Origin of the sequence: Tepidimonas aquatica (assembly GCF_007556585.1) — a bacterium.
Classification (GTDB): Bacteria; Pseudomonadota; Gammaproteobacteria; order Burkholderiales; family Burkholderiaceae_C; genus Tepidimonas; species Tepidimonas aquatica.
Genome location: NZ_VJNA01000003.1, coordinates 25,156 through 39,302, shown reverse-complemented (window position 1 = coordinate 39,302; position 14,147 = coordinate 25,156). Strand labels below are relative to the sequence as shown.

The 14,147-nt window shown below is 66.5% G+C and carries 11 protein-coding genes and 1 pseudogene; 9 read left to right on the top strand and 3 right to left on the bottom strand.

All coding sequences use genetic code 11. The annotated features are described in order from the left end of the window. Positions 1-16 precede the first annotated feature (16 nt). The 3 genes and pseudogenes from Taqua_RS01580 to Taqua_RS01570 form a co-directional block, all read right to left on the bottom strand. Positions 17-319, bottom strand: a complete 303-nt coding sequence (locus Taqua_RS01580; RefSeq protein WP_144324289.1) for a BolA family protein — start codon at positions 317-319, stop codon at positions 17-19. After that, a complete protein-coding gene (locus Taqua_RS01575; protein ID WP_144324344.1) occupies positions 316-849 on the bottom strand; it encodes a septation protein A in 534 nt (177 codons plus the stop codon). Before Taqua_RS01575 ends, Taqua_RS01580 begins: the two co-directional genes overlap by 4 nt. A gap of 117 nt (positions 850-966) precedes the next feature. Beyond that, positions 967-1,497: pseudogene (locus Taqua_RS01570) on the bottom strand (Crp/Fnr family transcriptional regulator); the annotation flags it as partial. 261 nt (positions 1,498-1,758) lie between these two features. Here Taqua_RS01570 and Taqua_RS01565 point away from each other — a divergent pair. From Taqua_RS01565 to Taqua_RS01525, 9 genes are all read left to right on the top strand, one after another. Then, positions 1,759-3,396: a 3-(methylthio)propionyl-CoA ligase gene (locus Taqua_RS01565; RefSeq protein WP_144324288.1), complete on the top strand. Its 1,638-nt coding sequence runs from the start codon at positions 1,759-1,761 to the stop codon at positions 3,394-3,396. A gap of 139 nt (positions 3,397-3,535) precedes the next feature. After that, positions 3,536-4,837 (top strand): branched-chain amino acid ABC transporter substrate-binding protein, encoded by a 1,302-nt coding sequence (locus tag Taqua_RS01560; RefSeq protein WP_246094572.1) that lies wholly within the window; start codon positions 3,536-3,538, stop codon positions 4,835-4,837. A gap of 144 nt (positions 4,838-4,981) precedes the next feature. Then, complete coding sequence (locus Taqua_RS01555; RefSeq protein WP_144324287.1) at positions 4,982-5,998, top strand: branched-chain amino acid ABC transporter permease; 1,017 nt, start codon at positions 4,982-4,984, stop codon at positions 5,996-5,998. A 25-nt stretch (positions 5,999-6,023) separates the two neighbouring features. Continuing rightward, on the top strand, positions 6,024-7,319 hold the full coding sequence (locus Taqua_RS01550; protein WP_144324286.1) for a branched-chain amino acid ABC transporter permease: 1,296 nt from the start codon (positions 6,024-6,026) through the stop codon (positions 7,317-7,319). Then, positions 7,316-8,122, top strand: a complete 807-nt coding sequence (locus tag Taqua_RS01545) for an ABC transporter ATP-binding protein (RefSeq protein ID WP_144324285.1) — start codon at positions 7,316-7,318, stop codon at positions 8,120-8,122. Before Taqua_RS01550 ends, Taqua_RS01545 begins: the two co-directional genes overlap by 4 nt. A gap of 25 nt (positions 8,123-8,147) precedes the next feature. Next, positions 8,148-8,846, top strand: coding sequence for an ABC transporter ATP-binding protein (locus Taqua_RS01540; RefSeq protein ID WP_144324284.1), 699 nt, complete (start codon positions 8,148-8,150; stop codon positions 8,844-8,846). Between the two features lie 121 nt (positions 8,847-8,967). After that, positions 8,968-11,085, top strand: a complete 2,118-nt coding sequence (locus Taqua_RS01535; protein ID WP_144324283.1) for a 3-hydroxyacyl-CoA dehydrogenase NAD-binding domain-containing protein — start codon at positions 8,968-8,970, stop codon at positions 11,083-11,085. A 37-nt stretch (positions 11,086-11,122) separates the two neighbouring features. Beyond that, positions 11,123-12,298 (top strand): acetyl-CoA C-acyltransferase, encoded by a 1,176-nt coding sequence (locus Taqua_RS01530; protein ID WP_144324282.1) that lies wholly within the window; start codon positions 11,123-11,125, stop codon positions 12,296-12,298. Position 12,299: 1 nt separating this feature from the next. Then, entirely contained in the window at positions 12,300-14,144 is a 1,845-nt protein-coding gene (locus Taqua_RS01525) for an acyl-CoA dehydrogenase (RefSeq protein WP_144324281.1), read from the top strand. Positions 14,145-14,147: the final 3 nt, after the last annotated feature.

Below are 14,147 nucleotides of genomic sequence, written 5' to 3'. Positions count from 1 at the left end.
AATGCAGAGGGATGGGTCACACGGCGGGCGTGGGCGAACGCTCGATTTCCAGCGCCAGCGCATGCACGCCGGCGTCGAACGCCGGGCGCAACGCATCATACACAAGGCGATGGGCCGCCACGCGGCTGAGCCCGTCGAGCGCGTCGGCGGCGATGCGCACCCGAAAGTGGGTGCCACGGCCGCTGGCGCTGGCTTCCAGGTGGCCGGCGTGGGCCGCGCTCTCGTCGATCACTTCGAGCTGCCGGGGCTGCAAGCGCTGGCGCAGCAGCGCAGCCAGCAGCTCGGCGCTGGGCTGGCTACGGGGGGTGCTGGGGGTCATGCGGTGTCGTCCTTGAGGTGGCGGGCCACATACAGCCCCTGACCGACGATGAAGGCGAGCGGGAAGATATAGCCCCAGAGCTTGAAATCGACCCAGGCGTCGGTGGACCACCAGGCGGCCACGACGCCGTTGAGCACGGCCATGAACACGCAGTAGGCGATCCAGGCCACCGTCAGCCGGTGCCACACGGTGGACGGCAGCGGCAGCTGGCTGCCCAGCAACAGCTGCAGCACGTTACGCCGCCAGCCCCACAGGGCCGCCGCCAGCGTCAGCGCCAGCGCCCCGTACAGCACGGCGGGCTTCCATTTGATGAAGCGCTCGTCGTGCAGCGCCAGCGTCAGCGCCCCGAACACCCAAATCAACGCCAACGTGATCTTGTGCAGCGCCTGCAGCCGGCGGTCCAGCGCGTAAATGATGGCCATTTGCACGGTGGTGGCCGCCATCAACACCGCTGTGGCGGTGTAAATGCCGTCCCAGCGGTACGCGACAAAGAACGCCACCAGCGGCGCGAAATCGAGCAACCAACGCATGGGGGCGATTATGCGTCGGGGCCACCACCCGTGGGGGTGTTGTGGCCATCGGTCCAGCGCAGCGCGGCCGAATTGAGGCAGTAGCGCGTGCAGCGAGGCGCTGCAACACACCTCCACCCGGTTGAAATCGAGCGTCACCCAGCCGCGCGCTTCGAACTGCTTGAGCACCCGGTTGATCGTCTGGCGTGACAACCCCGCCAGGTGGCCCAGATCCTCCTGCGACAGGGTGATGCGTGGCACGCCGGCGCTGCAAAACATCAGCAGAATTTGCGCCACCCGCTCCTGCGGCGTGCGCAGCCGGCCCGCTTCGATGGTCGTCATGGCCTGCCCCAGGCGCTCGTTGAGCCGCTCGATCAAAAAGTGATTGAACGGCAAATGGGTGGCGTGCAGGCGCCGAAACCAGGCCAGCGGCATGCCCACCAGCGTGGTGTCGCGCACGGCCACGACGTCGTAGCGCCACGGGCTGCCCTTGAGCACGGTGCCTTCGCCAAACCATTCGCCTGCCGGCACGCCCAAAAACGCCGACACGCGACCATGCGGCCCCTCGGTCTGCAGCTTGGCCATGCCGGCCAGCACGGCCCACCAGGCCACGACCTCGGTGCCGCGGCGCACCAGCAGCTCGCCACGCGCCGCGCGCTGCAGCAGCATGGCGTGCACCAGCTCGTGCTGCGTCGTTGCCTCCAAGTCGTGAAACCACGGCTGCTGCGACAAAAAGATGCGCACGGGGTGGCGGGGGTCGAGCGTCATGACGGGGTGCGGGAGTGTCGGGTGAGCGACAAATGGGGGCCTTGCAGGGACGGGTTCACCAGCTTGACAGCGCCGGTACGGTTTGCCATCGTCGTAAGCTTAGCGGAAGTACGGGGCCACCCCGAAGCGCCCCGCCATCCACCTGTTGAGGAGTCGGAGACCATGCTGGGATTGATGCAAGAGCGCCCTTTGTTGATTGCGGACCTGATCGAACACGCGGCGCGCCACCACGGCGACGTCGAGATCGTGTCGCGTCGCGTCGAGGGGGACATCCATCGCACCACCTACGCCGAAGTGGCGCAGCGGGCCCGCCGGCTGGCGCACGCGCTCGATGCCATGGGGCTGCAGCAGGGGGAGCGCGTGGCCACGCTGGCCTGGAACGGCTACCGCCACTTCGAGATGTACTACGGCGTCAGCGGCTCCGGGCGCGTGCTGCACACCATCAACCCACGCTTGTTGCCCGAGCAGATCGCCTGGATCGTCAGCCACGCCGAAGATCGGGTGCTGGCGTTCGACATGACGTTTTGGCCGATCGTCAAGGCCATCCACGGCAAGTGCCCCACTGTGCAACGCTGGGTGGCGCTGTGTGACGATGAGCACCTGGCGCGCCTGACCGCCGATGGCAGCATCCCCAACCTGGTGTCGTACGAAGCGTGGATCGAACCCCATCCGGCGCAGTACACGTGGCCGGTGTTCCCCGACGACACCGCCAGCAGCATGTGCTACACCAGCGGCACCACTGGCCACCCGAAGGCGGCGCTGTACAGCCACAAAAGCACGATCCTGCACGCCTACGCGGCTGCGCTACCGGACGTGATGGGCCTGAGCGCGCGCGACTGCGTGTTGCCCGTGGTGCCGATGTTTCACGTCAACGCCTGGGGCATTCCGTACTCGGCGGCGGCGGTGGGCTGTAAGCTGGTGTTGCCGGGGGCGCAACTGGACGGCAAGTCGGTGTACGAGCTGCTGGACGCCGAGCGCGTGACGATGGCCGCGGGGGTGCCGACGGTGTGGCAGATGTTGCTGGCGCACATGGGCGCCAACGGGTTGAAGCTGCCGTACCTGCAGCGCACCGTCATCGGCGGCTCGGCCTGCCCGCCGGCGATGATCCAGGCGTTTCGCGAGCAGTACGGCGTGGAGGTGCTGCACGCCTGGGGTATGACCGAGCTCAGTCCGCTGGGCACGCTGTGCACGCTGAAAAACAAGCACCTGCAGCTGCCCGAAGAGGAGCAGATGAAAATCCGCCTCAAGCAGGGGCGTGCCATCTTTGGCATCGACATGAAAATCGTCGACGCCGACGGCCGGGAACTGCCGTGGGACGGCAAAACGCAGGGCGACTTGCTGGTGCGTGGCCCGTGGGTCATTCGGGACTACTACCGCAGCGATCAGCCCAGCCCGTTGGTGGATGGGTGGTTCCCCACCGGCGATGTCGCCACCATCGACCCCGATGGTTACATGCAGATCACCGACCGAAGCAAGGACGTCATCAAGTCCGGCGGCGAGTGGATCAGTTCGATCGATGTCGAAAACATCGCGATGGCGCACCCGGCCGTGCTGATGGCGGCCTGCATCGGGGTCAAGCACCCCAAGTGGGACGAGCGGCCGATCGTCGTGGTGGTCAAAAAGCCGGGCGCCGAGGTGACCCGCGAGGAGCTGCTGGCGTTTTACGAAGGCAAGCTGGCCAAGTGGCAGATCCCCGACGATGTCGTGTTCGTCGACAGCATTCCGCTGGGTGCCACCGGCAAGATGCAAAAGATGAAGCTGCGCGAAATGCTGGCCGACTACCGGCTGCCGGGCACCTGACGGCCTGCGGCGAAGGCTGGCGACTGTGGCTGGCACGACAGTCGCCAAGGTGATAGGTATGCGGGCTTTCCCTGATCGTTGCGGCGCAACATGCGGCGTAAGCTGCGAAGCTGCAACCCCACCCACGAAGGAGACAACCATGCAACTGACCATTCGACCGATCGTTGTGGCGGCCATGCTGGGGCTGGCGCTGACCGCCACCGCGCAGGCGCAAAGCGCGCGTCAGGCCAAACGCGAGCAGGCCCAGGCGGCCGGCGCCGCGCCGTTGGCCGGGCAAACCGTCAAAATCGCCTGGATCGACCCGCTGTCGGGCCTGATGGCGCCGGTGGGCTCCAACCAGGTCAAGAGCTTTCAGTTCTTTGCCGAGAAGTTCAGCGGCCCCAACAAGCACAACCCCGCCGGCGTCAAGTGGGAGGTGGTGCCGTTCGACAACAAGCTCAGTCCCGCCGAGAGCCTGACGGCGCTGCAGTCGGCCATCGACCAGGGCATCCGCTACATCACACAGGGCAATGGCTCGTCGGTGGCCGGTGCGCTGATCGAAGCGGTGGCGCGCCACAACGCGCGCAATCCGGGCAAAGAGGTCGTCGTTCTGAATCACTCGGCGGTCGATCCGGACTTCACCAACAGCAAGTGCAACTACTGGCACTTCCGCTTCGACGCCGATACCTCGATGAAGATGGAGGCGCTGACCACCTTCATAAAGGACGAAGCCGACGTCAAGAAGGTCTATCTGCTCAATCAAAACTATTCGCACGGCCATCAGGTGGCCAAGTACGCGAAGGAACTGCTGGCGCGCAAGCGGCCCGACATCCAGATCGTGGGCGAAGACCTGCACCCGCTGGCGCAGGTGCGCGACTTCGCGCCGTACATCGCCAAGATCAAGGCCTCCGGCGCCGACGCGGTGATCACCGGCAACTGGGGCTCGGACCTGGCGCTGCTGGTCAAGGCCGCGGTCGAAGGGGGCTACAACGGCAAGTTCTACACCTACTACGCGGGTGTCACCGGCACGCCCACGGCGCTGGGGCAGTCCGCCGCGGGCAAGGTGTATCAGATTTCGTACAACCACTACCACATGGGCGGCGAGTACTCGCAGTGGCAAGACGAGTTCAAGAAGAGGTTCAACGCCGATTTCTACACGGGCTCGGTGATCCACATCTACCGTGCGCTCAGCGAGGCGATGGCTCGGGCCAAGTCCACGGATCCGGTCAAGGTCGCCAAGGAGCTGGAGGGCCTGAAGTTCACCAGCTTCAACGGTGAGGTCGAGATGCGCAAGACCGACCACCAACTGCAGCAGCCGCTGTATCTGTCGCGCTGGCAAAAGACGGACAACAAATTCACCTACAACGTGGAAAACACCGGCATGACGTTTGCCTTGGTGCGTGAATTCCCGTCCTACGTGTCCAGCACGCCCACCAGCTGCAACATGCAGCGTCCCAACTGACCGCTGGAGGCTGTCACGCCGCTGTGGCCCGCGCGCACGTGTGACCGTGCGACGTTGGCCGCCGCCCCACCCGCCTGTTGCGGGTGGGCGGGCGGGGTTGCGCCGGCTCAGCCCCTAGGGCACCACGTTTTGCCATCCCAAGCCATGGAATTCGTCCTCGTCTCGCTGCTCAACGGTGTGAGTTACGGGCTGCTGCTGTTCATGCTCAGCTCCGGCTTGACGCTGATCTTTTCGATGATGGGCGTGCTCAACTTTGCGCACGCGAGCTTTTACATGCTGGGGGCGTATTTCGCCTACGCGCTGAGTGGCGTGTTGGGTTTTTGGGGGGCGTTGCTGATGGCGCCGCTGCTGGTGGGACTGGCCGGCGCGCTGTTCGAGCGCTACAGCCTGCGCAAGGTGCACGCCTACGGCCACGTGCCCGAGCTGCTGATCACGTTCGGCCTGTCGTACGTGATCCTGGAGCTGGTGCAACTGGTGTGGGGGCGCACGGCGGTGCCGTTTCGACCGCCGGAGCTGTTGCAGGGGCCGGCGTTCACACTGATCCACCACGCGGACGACGCGATGGGCTTCGTGTGGGGCCAGGCCCCGGCCGAGCTGTGCGCGCAAGCCGCGTGCACGCCGTTTCCGGCCACACGCGCGTTCATGATGCTGGTGGCGGTGAGCATGTTGGTGGCGTTGTGGCTCTTGATCACCCGTACCCGGGTGGGGTTGGTGATCCAGGCGGCGCTCACACACCCGCAGATGGTCGAGGCGCTGGGGCACAACGTGCCGCGCGTGTTCATGCTGGTGTTCGGCGCTGGCTGCGCGCTGGCGGGCCTGGCAGGGGTGATCGGCGGCAGCACCTTTGTGACCGAGCCGGCCATGGCCGCGACCCTGGGCTCGCTGGTGTTCGCGGTGGTGGTGATCGGTGGGCTGGGCTCGCTGCCCGGCGCCTTCGTGGCGTCGCTGCTGATCGGCATCATCCAGACGTTTGCCGTGGCCATCGACCACTCGATCGGCTCGCTGCTGGCCAGCCTGGGGCTGCCGCTGAGCGAAGCCGCGCGCAGCAAAAACTTGTTGCGCCTGACGCTGTCGCAGATGGCACCGGTGTTGCCGTACCTGCTGCTGGTGTTGATTCTGATTTTCCGGCCCAAAGGGCTGCTGGGCACGCGCGACCACTGACCACCGCGCACGGGGCCGCATCGAGATGAGCAAGGCTTACTACGCTTTTCAACCGTACAACGTCGGGCGCTGGGTCGTCTGGTCGCTGTTCGCGCTGCTGCTGGCGCTGGCGCCGCTGGTGTTCACCAGCAACCTGTCGATCAGCATGCTGGCGCAGATGGGCATCGCCATCATCGCCTGCCTGTCGTACAACATACTGCTGGGGCAGGGGGGCATGCTCAGCTTCGGGCACGCGGTGTACTCGGGGCTGGGGTCGTACGTGGCGATCCACACGTTGCTGAAGGTGGCCGCAGGCACGCTGTGGCTGCCCGTGTCACTGATCCCGTTGGTCGGGGGTCTGGCAGGGCTGTTCTTCGCGGCGCTGTTTGGCTGGGTGACGACACGCAAGGCCGGCACGGCGTTTGCCATGATCACGCTGGGCGTGGGCGAGCTGGTGTTTGCGCTGTCGCTGATGTTTTCGGACTTCTTCGGTGGCGAGGCCGGCATCAGCGCCAACCGCGTGGTCGGCGACCCGGTGCTGGGCATCACCTTCGGTCCAGCGGTGCAGGTGTACTACCTGATCGCCCTCTACACCTTCGTCTGCGTGGCGGCCATGTACGCCTTCACCCGCACGCCGCTCGGGCGCATTCTGAATGCCGTGCGCGACAACCCGGAGCGGGTGGAGTTCGTCGGCTACAACACCCAGGTCGTGCGCTATCTGGCGTTCATGATTTCGGGATTTTTCGCCGGCATCGCGGGCGGGCTGGGCGCGATCCAGTTCGAGATCGTCACGGCCGAGGTCGTCGGGCCGCTGCGCTCGGGCGCTTACCTGCTGTTCACGTTTCTGGGTGGGGCGACCTTTTTCTTCGGCCCCATCATCGGCGGCGTGTTGATGGTGCTGGCGCTCGTGCTGCTGTCGGAGCTGACCAAGGCCTGGCTGCTGTACTTGGGGCTCGTATTTTTGTTCATGGTGATGTATGCGCCGGGCGGCATCGCCAGCCTGATCATGATGAACCTGCGGGTGGCGTCGTTTGGCCGGCTGCGTGAGCTGTGGGTCAGCTACCTGGCGCTGGCCGGCACGGCGCTGGTGGCGCTGGCCGGGGCAGGGGCCATCGTCGAGATGGTGTACCACCTGCAGCTGGGGGCGACGCTGGGGGGCGAGTTGCGCTACCTGGGTGTGGTGCTGGACGTGACCTCGGCGCAGAGCTGGTTTGGCTCGGTGTTCGTGATGTTGACCGGGGCGGGCTTGTTCGAGGTGGCGCGGCGGCACTTCCGCGCGCACTGGAACGAGATCCAGGTCGACATCGAAAAAGAAATCAAGCGGCGGGAGTTGGCGGCATGAGCACCCTTCACACCCCGGCGGGCGCGCAGCCGCCCGCGCTGGAGCTGCGCGGCGTGACCAAGCGCTTTGGCAAGACCGAAATCATCCGCGGTGTCGATTTGCAGGTGCGCCGCGGCGAGCGCGTGGCGGTCATCGGCCCCAACGGGGCCGGCAAGTCCACGCTGTTCAATTTGATCAGCGGCCGCTTTGTTCCCACCAGCGGCGAAATTCTGCTCAACGGACGCCGCATCGATGGCAAAAAGCCGTTCGAGATCAACCGCATGGGCCTGAGCCGCAGCTTTCAGATCACCAACATCTTCCCCAAGCTGAGCGTGTTCGACAACCTGCGCTGCGCGGTGCTGTGGAGCCTGGGGTATCGCTACACGTTTTTCAAATTTTTGGCCGACCTGGACGACGCCAACGAGCGTGCCGAGCAGTTGCTGGACCGCATCGGGCTGCACAAAAAACGCGACACGCTGGCCATGAACCTCACCTACGCCGAGCAGCGTGCGCTGGAGATCGGCATCACGATCGCCGGCGGCGCCGAGGTGATTTTGCTGGACGAGCCCACCGCCGGCATGAGCAAGAGCGAGACGCGCCGCTTCATCGACTTCATCCGCGAAGTCACCGAGGGCAAAACGCTGCTGACGGTGGAGCACGACATGGGGGTGGTGTTCGGGCTGGCCGACCGCATCGCGGTGGTGGTGTACGGCGAGGTGATCGCGTTTGACACGCCCGAAGCGGTCAAGGCCAACGCGCGCGTGCAGGAGGCCTACCTCGGCTCCGTGCTGGCCGAGCAACAGGCCGCCGAAGTGGTGCACTGAGGCGCGCCAACGCAAAGGTTCAACGATGCTGCAGATCGACAATTTGCACGCCTTTTACGGCAAAAGCCACGTGCTGCACGGGGTGCACTTCCGCGTCGGCGAGGGCGAGATCGTGGCGCTGCTGGGGCGCAACGGCTCGGGGCGCTCGACCACCGCCAAAGCCATCATGGGCCTGGTCGATGCCGAGGGCGACGTGCGCTTCAAGGGCGAGCGCATCACCGGGCTCAAGCCGTTCGAGGTGGCGCACCGAGGCATTGGCTACGTGCCCGAAAGCCGCGACATTTTCCCCAAGCTGACGGTGCACCAGAACCTGACGCTGGGCATCAAGGGCAGCGGCAAGGGCTCGCGCTGGAGCTACGAGGACATGTACGCGCTCTTTCCGCGCCTCAAAGAGCGCCAACACACCGAAGCCGGCGTGTTGTCCGGCGGTGAGCAGCAGATGCTCACGCTGTGCCGCTCGCTGATGGGCGACCCTGACCTGATCATCATCGACGAACCCACGGAGGGGTTGGCGCCCAAGATCGTCGAGCAGGTGGCGCAGTACCTGCGCGCGCTCAAGGCGCGCGGCATTTCGGTGCTGCTGATCGAGCAAAAACTCACCATCGCGCTGGAGATTTCCGACCGGGTGCTGGTGATGGGGCACGGCAGCATCGTGTTCGAGGGCACGCCCGACGAGCTGCGCGCCAACCCGTACGTGCGCCGCGAGTGGCTGGAGGTGGGCTGATGCCCCCGTCAGACAACTGCGCGACAGTCGGCGCTGGCCGAACGCAGGGGCGCCCCCTAGAATCCATCCAAAACCGAACGATCGTTCAGTTTTGCTTGTCATCGCTTGTGCAGGAGGCATCATGACCGCTCATTACGAGGTCCGCGGCGACGTGGCCGTGATCACGCTGGACAACCCGCCCGTCAACGGGTTGGGGCTGTCCACCCGGCAGGCCATCGCCCAGGGGCTGGACCGCGCCCACGACGACGCGGCGGTGCGCGCCATCGTCATCACCGGGGCGGGCAAAGCCTTTTCAGGCGGCGCCGACATCAAGGAGTTTGGCTCGCCCAAGGCGTACCAGGATCCGAACCTGCTCAGCCTGATCCTGACGCTGGACCATGCCCGCAAGCCCGTGGTGGCTGCGGTGCACAGCGTCTGCATGGGCGGTGGTTTGGAGCTGGCGCTGGGTGCGCACTACCGCATCGCGGCGCCGGGCACCAAGGTCGCGTTGCCAGAGGTCAAGCTGGGCCTCATCCCGGGCGCGGGCGGCACGCAGCGCCTGCCCCGGGTGCTGGGTGTGGAGCCGGCGCTCAACATGATCGTCAGCGGCGAGCCGGTCAACGCGGAGCTGCTGGCGCAGCTGCCCGGCCAAAAGCTGTTCGACAAGATCGCCGCCAGCGCTGACACGCTGCTGGACGAGGCGCTGGCCCTGGCGCGCGAGGCCGCCGAACGCCACGCCCAGGGGGCGCCGCTGCCGCGCGTGCGCGACCTGCCGTGCAAGCACCCGCAGGCCGAGGCGTACTTCCAGTTCGCGCGCAACATGGTGGGTGCCCAGGCCAAACACTACCCGGCGCCGTTGAAATGCATCGACGCGGTGCAAGCTGCCACCACCAAGCCGTTTGACGAAGGGTTGGCGCAGGAGCGGCAGACCTTCCTCAACCTGATGACCGACCCGGTCAGCATCGCGCTGCGCCATGTGTTCATGGCCGAACGCGCGGCTGGCAAGATCGCCGACGTGCCCGAAGACGCCCCGCTGCGCGAGGTGCGCAGCCTGGCCATCATTGGTGCTGGCACGATGGGCAGCGGCATCGCGATCAACTTCCTCAACATCGGGCTGCCGGTGACGCTGCTGGAAACCAAGCAAGAGGCACTGGACCGCGGCGTGGCGCACATCCGCTCGGTGTACGAGGGGCAGGTCAAGAAGGGCAAACTCAAACCCGAGCAGGCCGAGCAGCGCCTGGCGCTGCTGCGCACGACGCTCAGCTACGACGACATCCGCGACGCCGACATGGTCATCGAAGCGGTGTTCGAAGACATCGAGGTCAAGCGTCAGGTGTTCGAGCGGCTCGACGCCGTGATGAAGCCCGGCGCGATTCTGGCCACCAACACCTCGACGTTGGACGTCAACAAGATCGCCTCGTTCACGAAGCGGCCGCAGGACGTGGTGGGCACGCACTTTTTCAGCCCGGCCAACGTGATGAAGCTGCTGGAGGTGGTGCGCGGCGCGGCCACCGCCAAGGACGTGCTGGCCACCGTGATGGCATTGGGCAAGAAAATCAAAAAGACCTGTGTCGTCAGCGGGGTGTGCGACGGCTTCATCGGCAACCGCATGATCGAACAGTACAGCCGCCAAGCCGGCTTCTTGCTGGAAGAGGGGTGCACACCCGAGCAGGTGGACAAGGCGATCGAAAAGTTCGGCTTTGCGATGGGGCCGTTCCGCATGGGCGACCTGGCCGGCAACGACGTCGGCTGGTACATCCGCAAGCGCCGCTACGTCGAAAAGCCGCACATGCGCTACAGCAAGGTGGCCGACCGGCTGTGCGAAATGGGGCGCTTCGGGCAAAAGACCGGCGCCGGCTGGTACGACTATGCGCCCGGCAAGCGTGACGCCATTCCCAGTGCGGTGGTCAACCAAATGATCGAGGAGTACCGCAAGGAGCTGGGCATCACCCCGCGCAAGATCAGCGACGAGGAAATCGTGCAGCGGCTGGTGTTTGCGCTGGTCAACGAAGGCGCGCACATCCTGGAAGAAAAAATCGCCGCGCGCGCCAGCGACATCGACATGGTGTACCTGACCGGCTACGGCTTCCCCGTGTGGCGCGGTGGCCCCATGCACTACGCCGAGCAGTACGGGCTGTTTAACGTGATGCAGGCCATGAAGCGCTTTGCGCTCAACCCGCACGACGACGCGCAGTTCTGGCAGCCGGCCCCGCTGATCCAGCGCTTGGTGGCCGAAGGCAAAGGTTTTGCCGCCGCCTGAAGGCGTCCGCCCCCCGAAGCAGACAAGGAATACCGACATGAGCAACGCTGTCATCGTTTCCACCGCCCGCACACCGCTGGGCAAGAGCTGGAAGGGCTCGTTCAACATGACGCACGGCGCCACGCTGGGCGGTCACGTCGTGCGTGCGGCCATCGAGCGCGCGCGCCTCGATCCGGCCGAGGTCGAGGACGTCATCATGGGCTGCGCCAACCCCGAAGGTGCCACCGGTTGGAACATCGCGCGCCAAATCGCGCTGGCCGCAGGCTGTCCGGTCACCGTCAGTGGCATGACGGTCAACCGCTTTTGCTCGTCGGGGCTGCAAACGATCGCCCTGGCCGCGCAGCGCATCATCAGCGGTGAGGGCGAGATCTACGTGGCGGGCGGGGTGGAGAGCATCTCGTGCGTGCAAAACGAGATGAACAAGCACATGATGGCCGACCCCGCGCTGCTGGCGCGCAAGCCCGAGATTTACTGGAGCATGCTGCAAACCGCCGAGCAGGTGGCCAAGCGCTACGGCATCAGCCGCGACGCCATGGACGAGTACGGCGCGGCCAGCCAGCAAAAAGCCTGTGCCGCGGCCGCGGCCGGCAAGTTCGACGATGAGATCGTGCCCATCACGGTGACGGCCGGCGTGTACGACAAGGTGCGCGGCCTCATCACGAAAGAGGTAACCGTGACGCGCGACGAAGGCCTGCGGGAGGGCACCACCAAAGAAGCCATCGCGGGCATCAAACCGGCGCTGCCCGGTGGCACGATTGCGGCGGGCAACGCCAGCCAGTTTTCCGACGGCGCCGGCGCGTGCGTGGTGATGGACGACAAGGTGGCCGAGCGCAAGGGCCTGCAGCCGCTGGGGCGCTTCCTGGGGTTCGCGGTGGCCGGCTGTGAACCAGACGAAATGGGCATCGGCCCGGTGTTTGCCGTGCCGAAGGTGTTGCAGCGCCTGGGCCTGACGGTCGACGATATCGACCTTTGGGAGCTCAACGAGGCGTTTGCGGTGCAGGTGCTGTACTGCCGCGACCGCCTGGGCATCCCCGCCGAGCGGCTCAACGTCAACGGGGGCGCCATCGCCATCGGCCACCCGTACGGCATGTCCGGGCAGCGCCTGACGGGCCACGCCCTCATCGAGGGCAAGCGCCGTGGCGCCAAGCGGGTGTGCGTGACGATGTGCATCGGCGGCGGCATGGGCGCGGCCGGGGTGTTCGAGGTGTTGTGACATGGCCCAGGGTTTGCGCGCAGCTATCGACTTTTTGTTGTACGGGTGGTTGCAGGTGCAAACCCTGACCACCCGACCCCGCTACGCCGAGCACTCGCGCGAGACGTTCGACGCGGTGCTCGACACCTGCGAGCGCATTGCCCGCGAGAAGTACGCGCCCTTCAACCGCCTGGTGGACACGGAAGAGCCGCGCTTCGACGGCGAGCGCGTGGTCTTGCCGCGCGCCACGCACGAAGCCTGGCAAGCCTACGCCGCCAGCGGCATGCTGGCGGCAGCCCAGGATTACGAGCTGGGCGGCATGCAACTGCCGTACACCGTGGAAGCGGCGGGCAACGCGTTTTTCGCGGCGGCCTCGGTCAGCATCGGGGCGGGCATGCTGACAGTGGGCAACGCCAACCTGCTGCTGGCGCACGGCACTCCCGCGCAGCAGCGCGCGTTTGCGCTGCCGCAGTTGGCCGGGCGCTTTTCCGGCACGATGTGCCTGAGCGAGCCGCAGGCCGGCTCCAGCCTGAGCGACATCTCCACGCGCGCCGTGCCGGATGGGCCCGACTTCGAGTCCGATGCGCTCGGGCCACGCTACCGCCTGCGCGGCAACAAAATGTGGATCAGCGCCGGCGAGCACGAACTCACCGACAACATCGTGCACCTGGTGCTGGCCAAGATTCCCGGGCCGGATGGGCGCTTGGTGCCGGGCGTGCAGGGGATTTCGCTGTTCATCGTGCCCAAGAAGCTGGTGGACACCGAGGGCCAGCTCACCGGCGAGCGCAACGACGTGGCTCTGGCCGGCCTCAACCACAAGTGCGGCTGGCGTGGCACCACCAACACGCTGCTCAACTTTGGCGAGGGCCGCTACCCGGTGCGCCCGCCGGGGCTGGACGGGCAGGGTGCCGGGGCCATCGGTTACCGGGTGGGGGCGGTGGGGCAGGGCCTGCGCTGCATGTTCCACATGATGAACGAGGCGCGCATCGGCGTGGGCATGGCGGCGACGATGCTGGGCATGGCGGGCTACCTCGCCAGCCTGGATTACGCGCGCACGCGGCTGCAGGGACGGCCGCTGGGCCCGGCTGGCAAAGACCCCACGCAACCGCCGGTGCCAATCATCCAGCACGCCGACGTCAAGCGCATGCTGCTGGCGCAAAAGGCCTATTGCGAAGGGGCGCTGGCGCTGGAGCTGTACTGCGCGCGGCTGGTGGACGAGCAGCGCACCGGCGCCCCTGCGGCAGCTGACGAGGCCCGCCTGCTGCTGGAGGTGCTGACACCGATCGCCAAGAGCTGGCCGAGCGAGTGGTGCCTGGAGGCCAACAGCCTGGCCATTCAGGTGCACGGTGGCTACGGCTACACGCGCGACTTCCCGGTCGAGCAGTACTGGCGCGACAACCGCCTCAACATGATCCACGAGGGTACGCACGGCATCCAGGCGCTGGACCTGCTGGGGCGCAAGGTGCGCATGGAGGCCGGTCGTGGCCTGCAACTGCTGGGCCAGCGCATCGCCGCTACGGTGTCGCGCGCGCAGGGCGACGCTGCGTTGCAGGCGCACGCGCACGCGCTGCAACGTGCGTGGCAGGAGGTGCTGGACGCCACCCGTGCCGCGTGGGCGGACGACGACGCCGCGGCGGCGCTGGCCAACGCGGTGCCGTACCTGCAGGCCTTTGGCCACACGGTGCTGGCCTGGATCTGGCTCGACGTGGCGCTGCTCGCCGCAGACGCGGGTGACGCCGCCCAGCGCGGGCGGCGCCAAGCCTGCCGGTACTTTTTCCACTACGAACTGCCCAAGATCGCGGCCTGGCTGCAGGTGGTGCGCACGCGCGACCTGACCTGCGCCGAGATGCCTGAAGCCGCGTTTTGACAC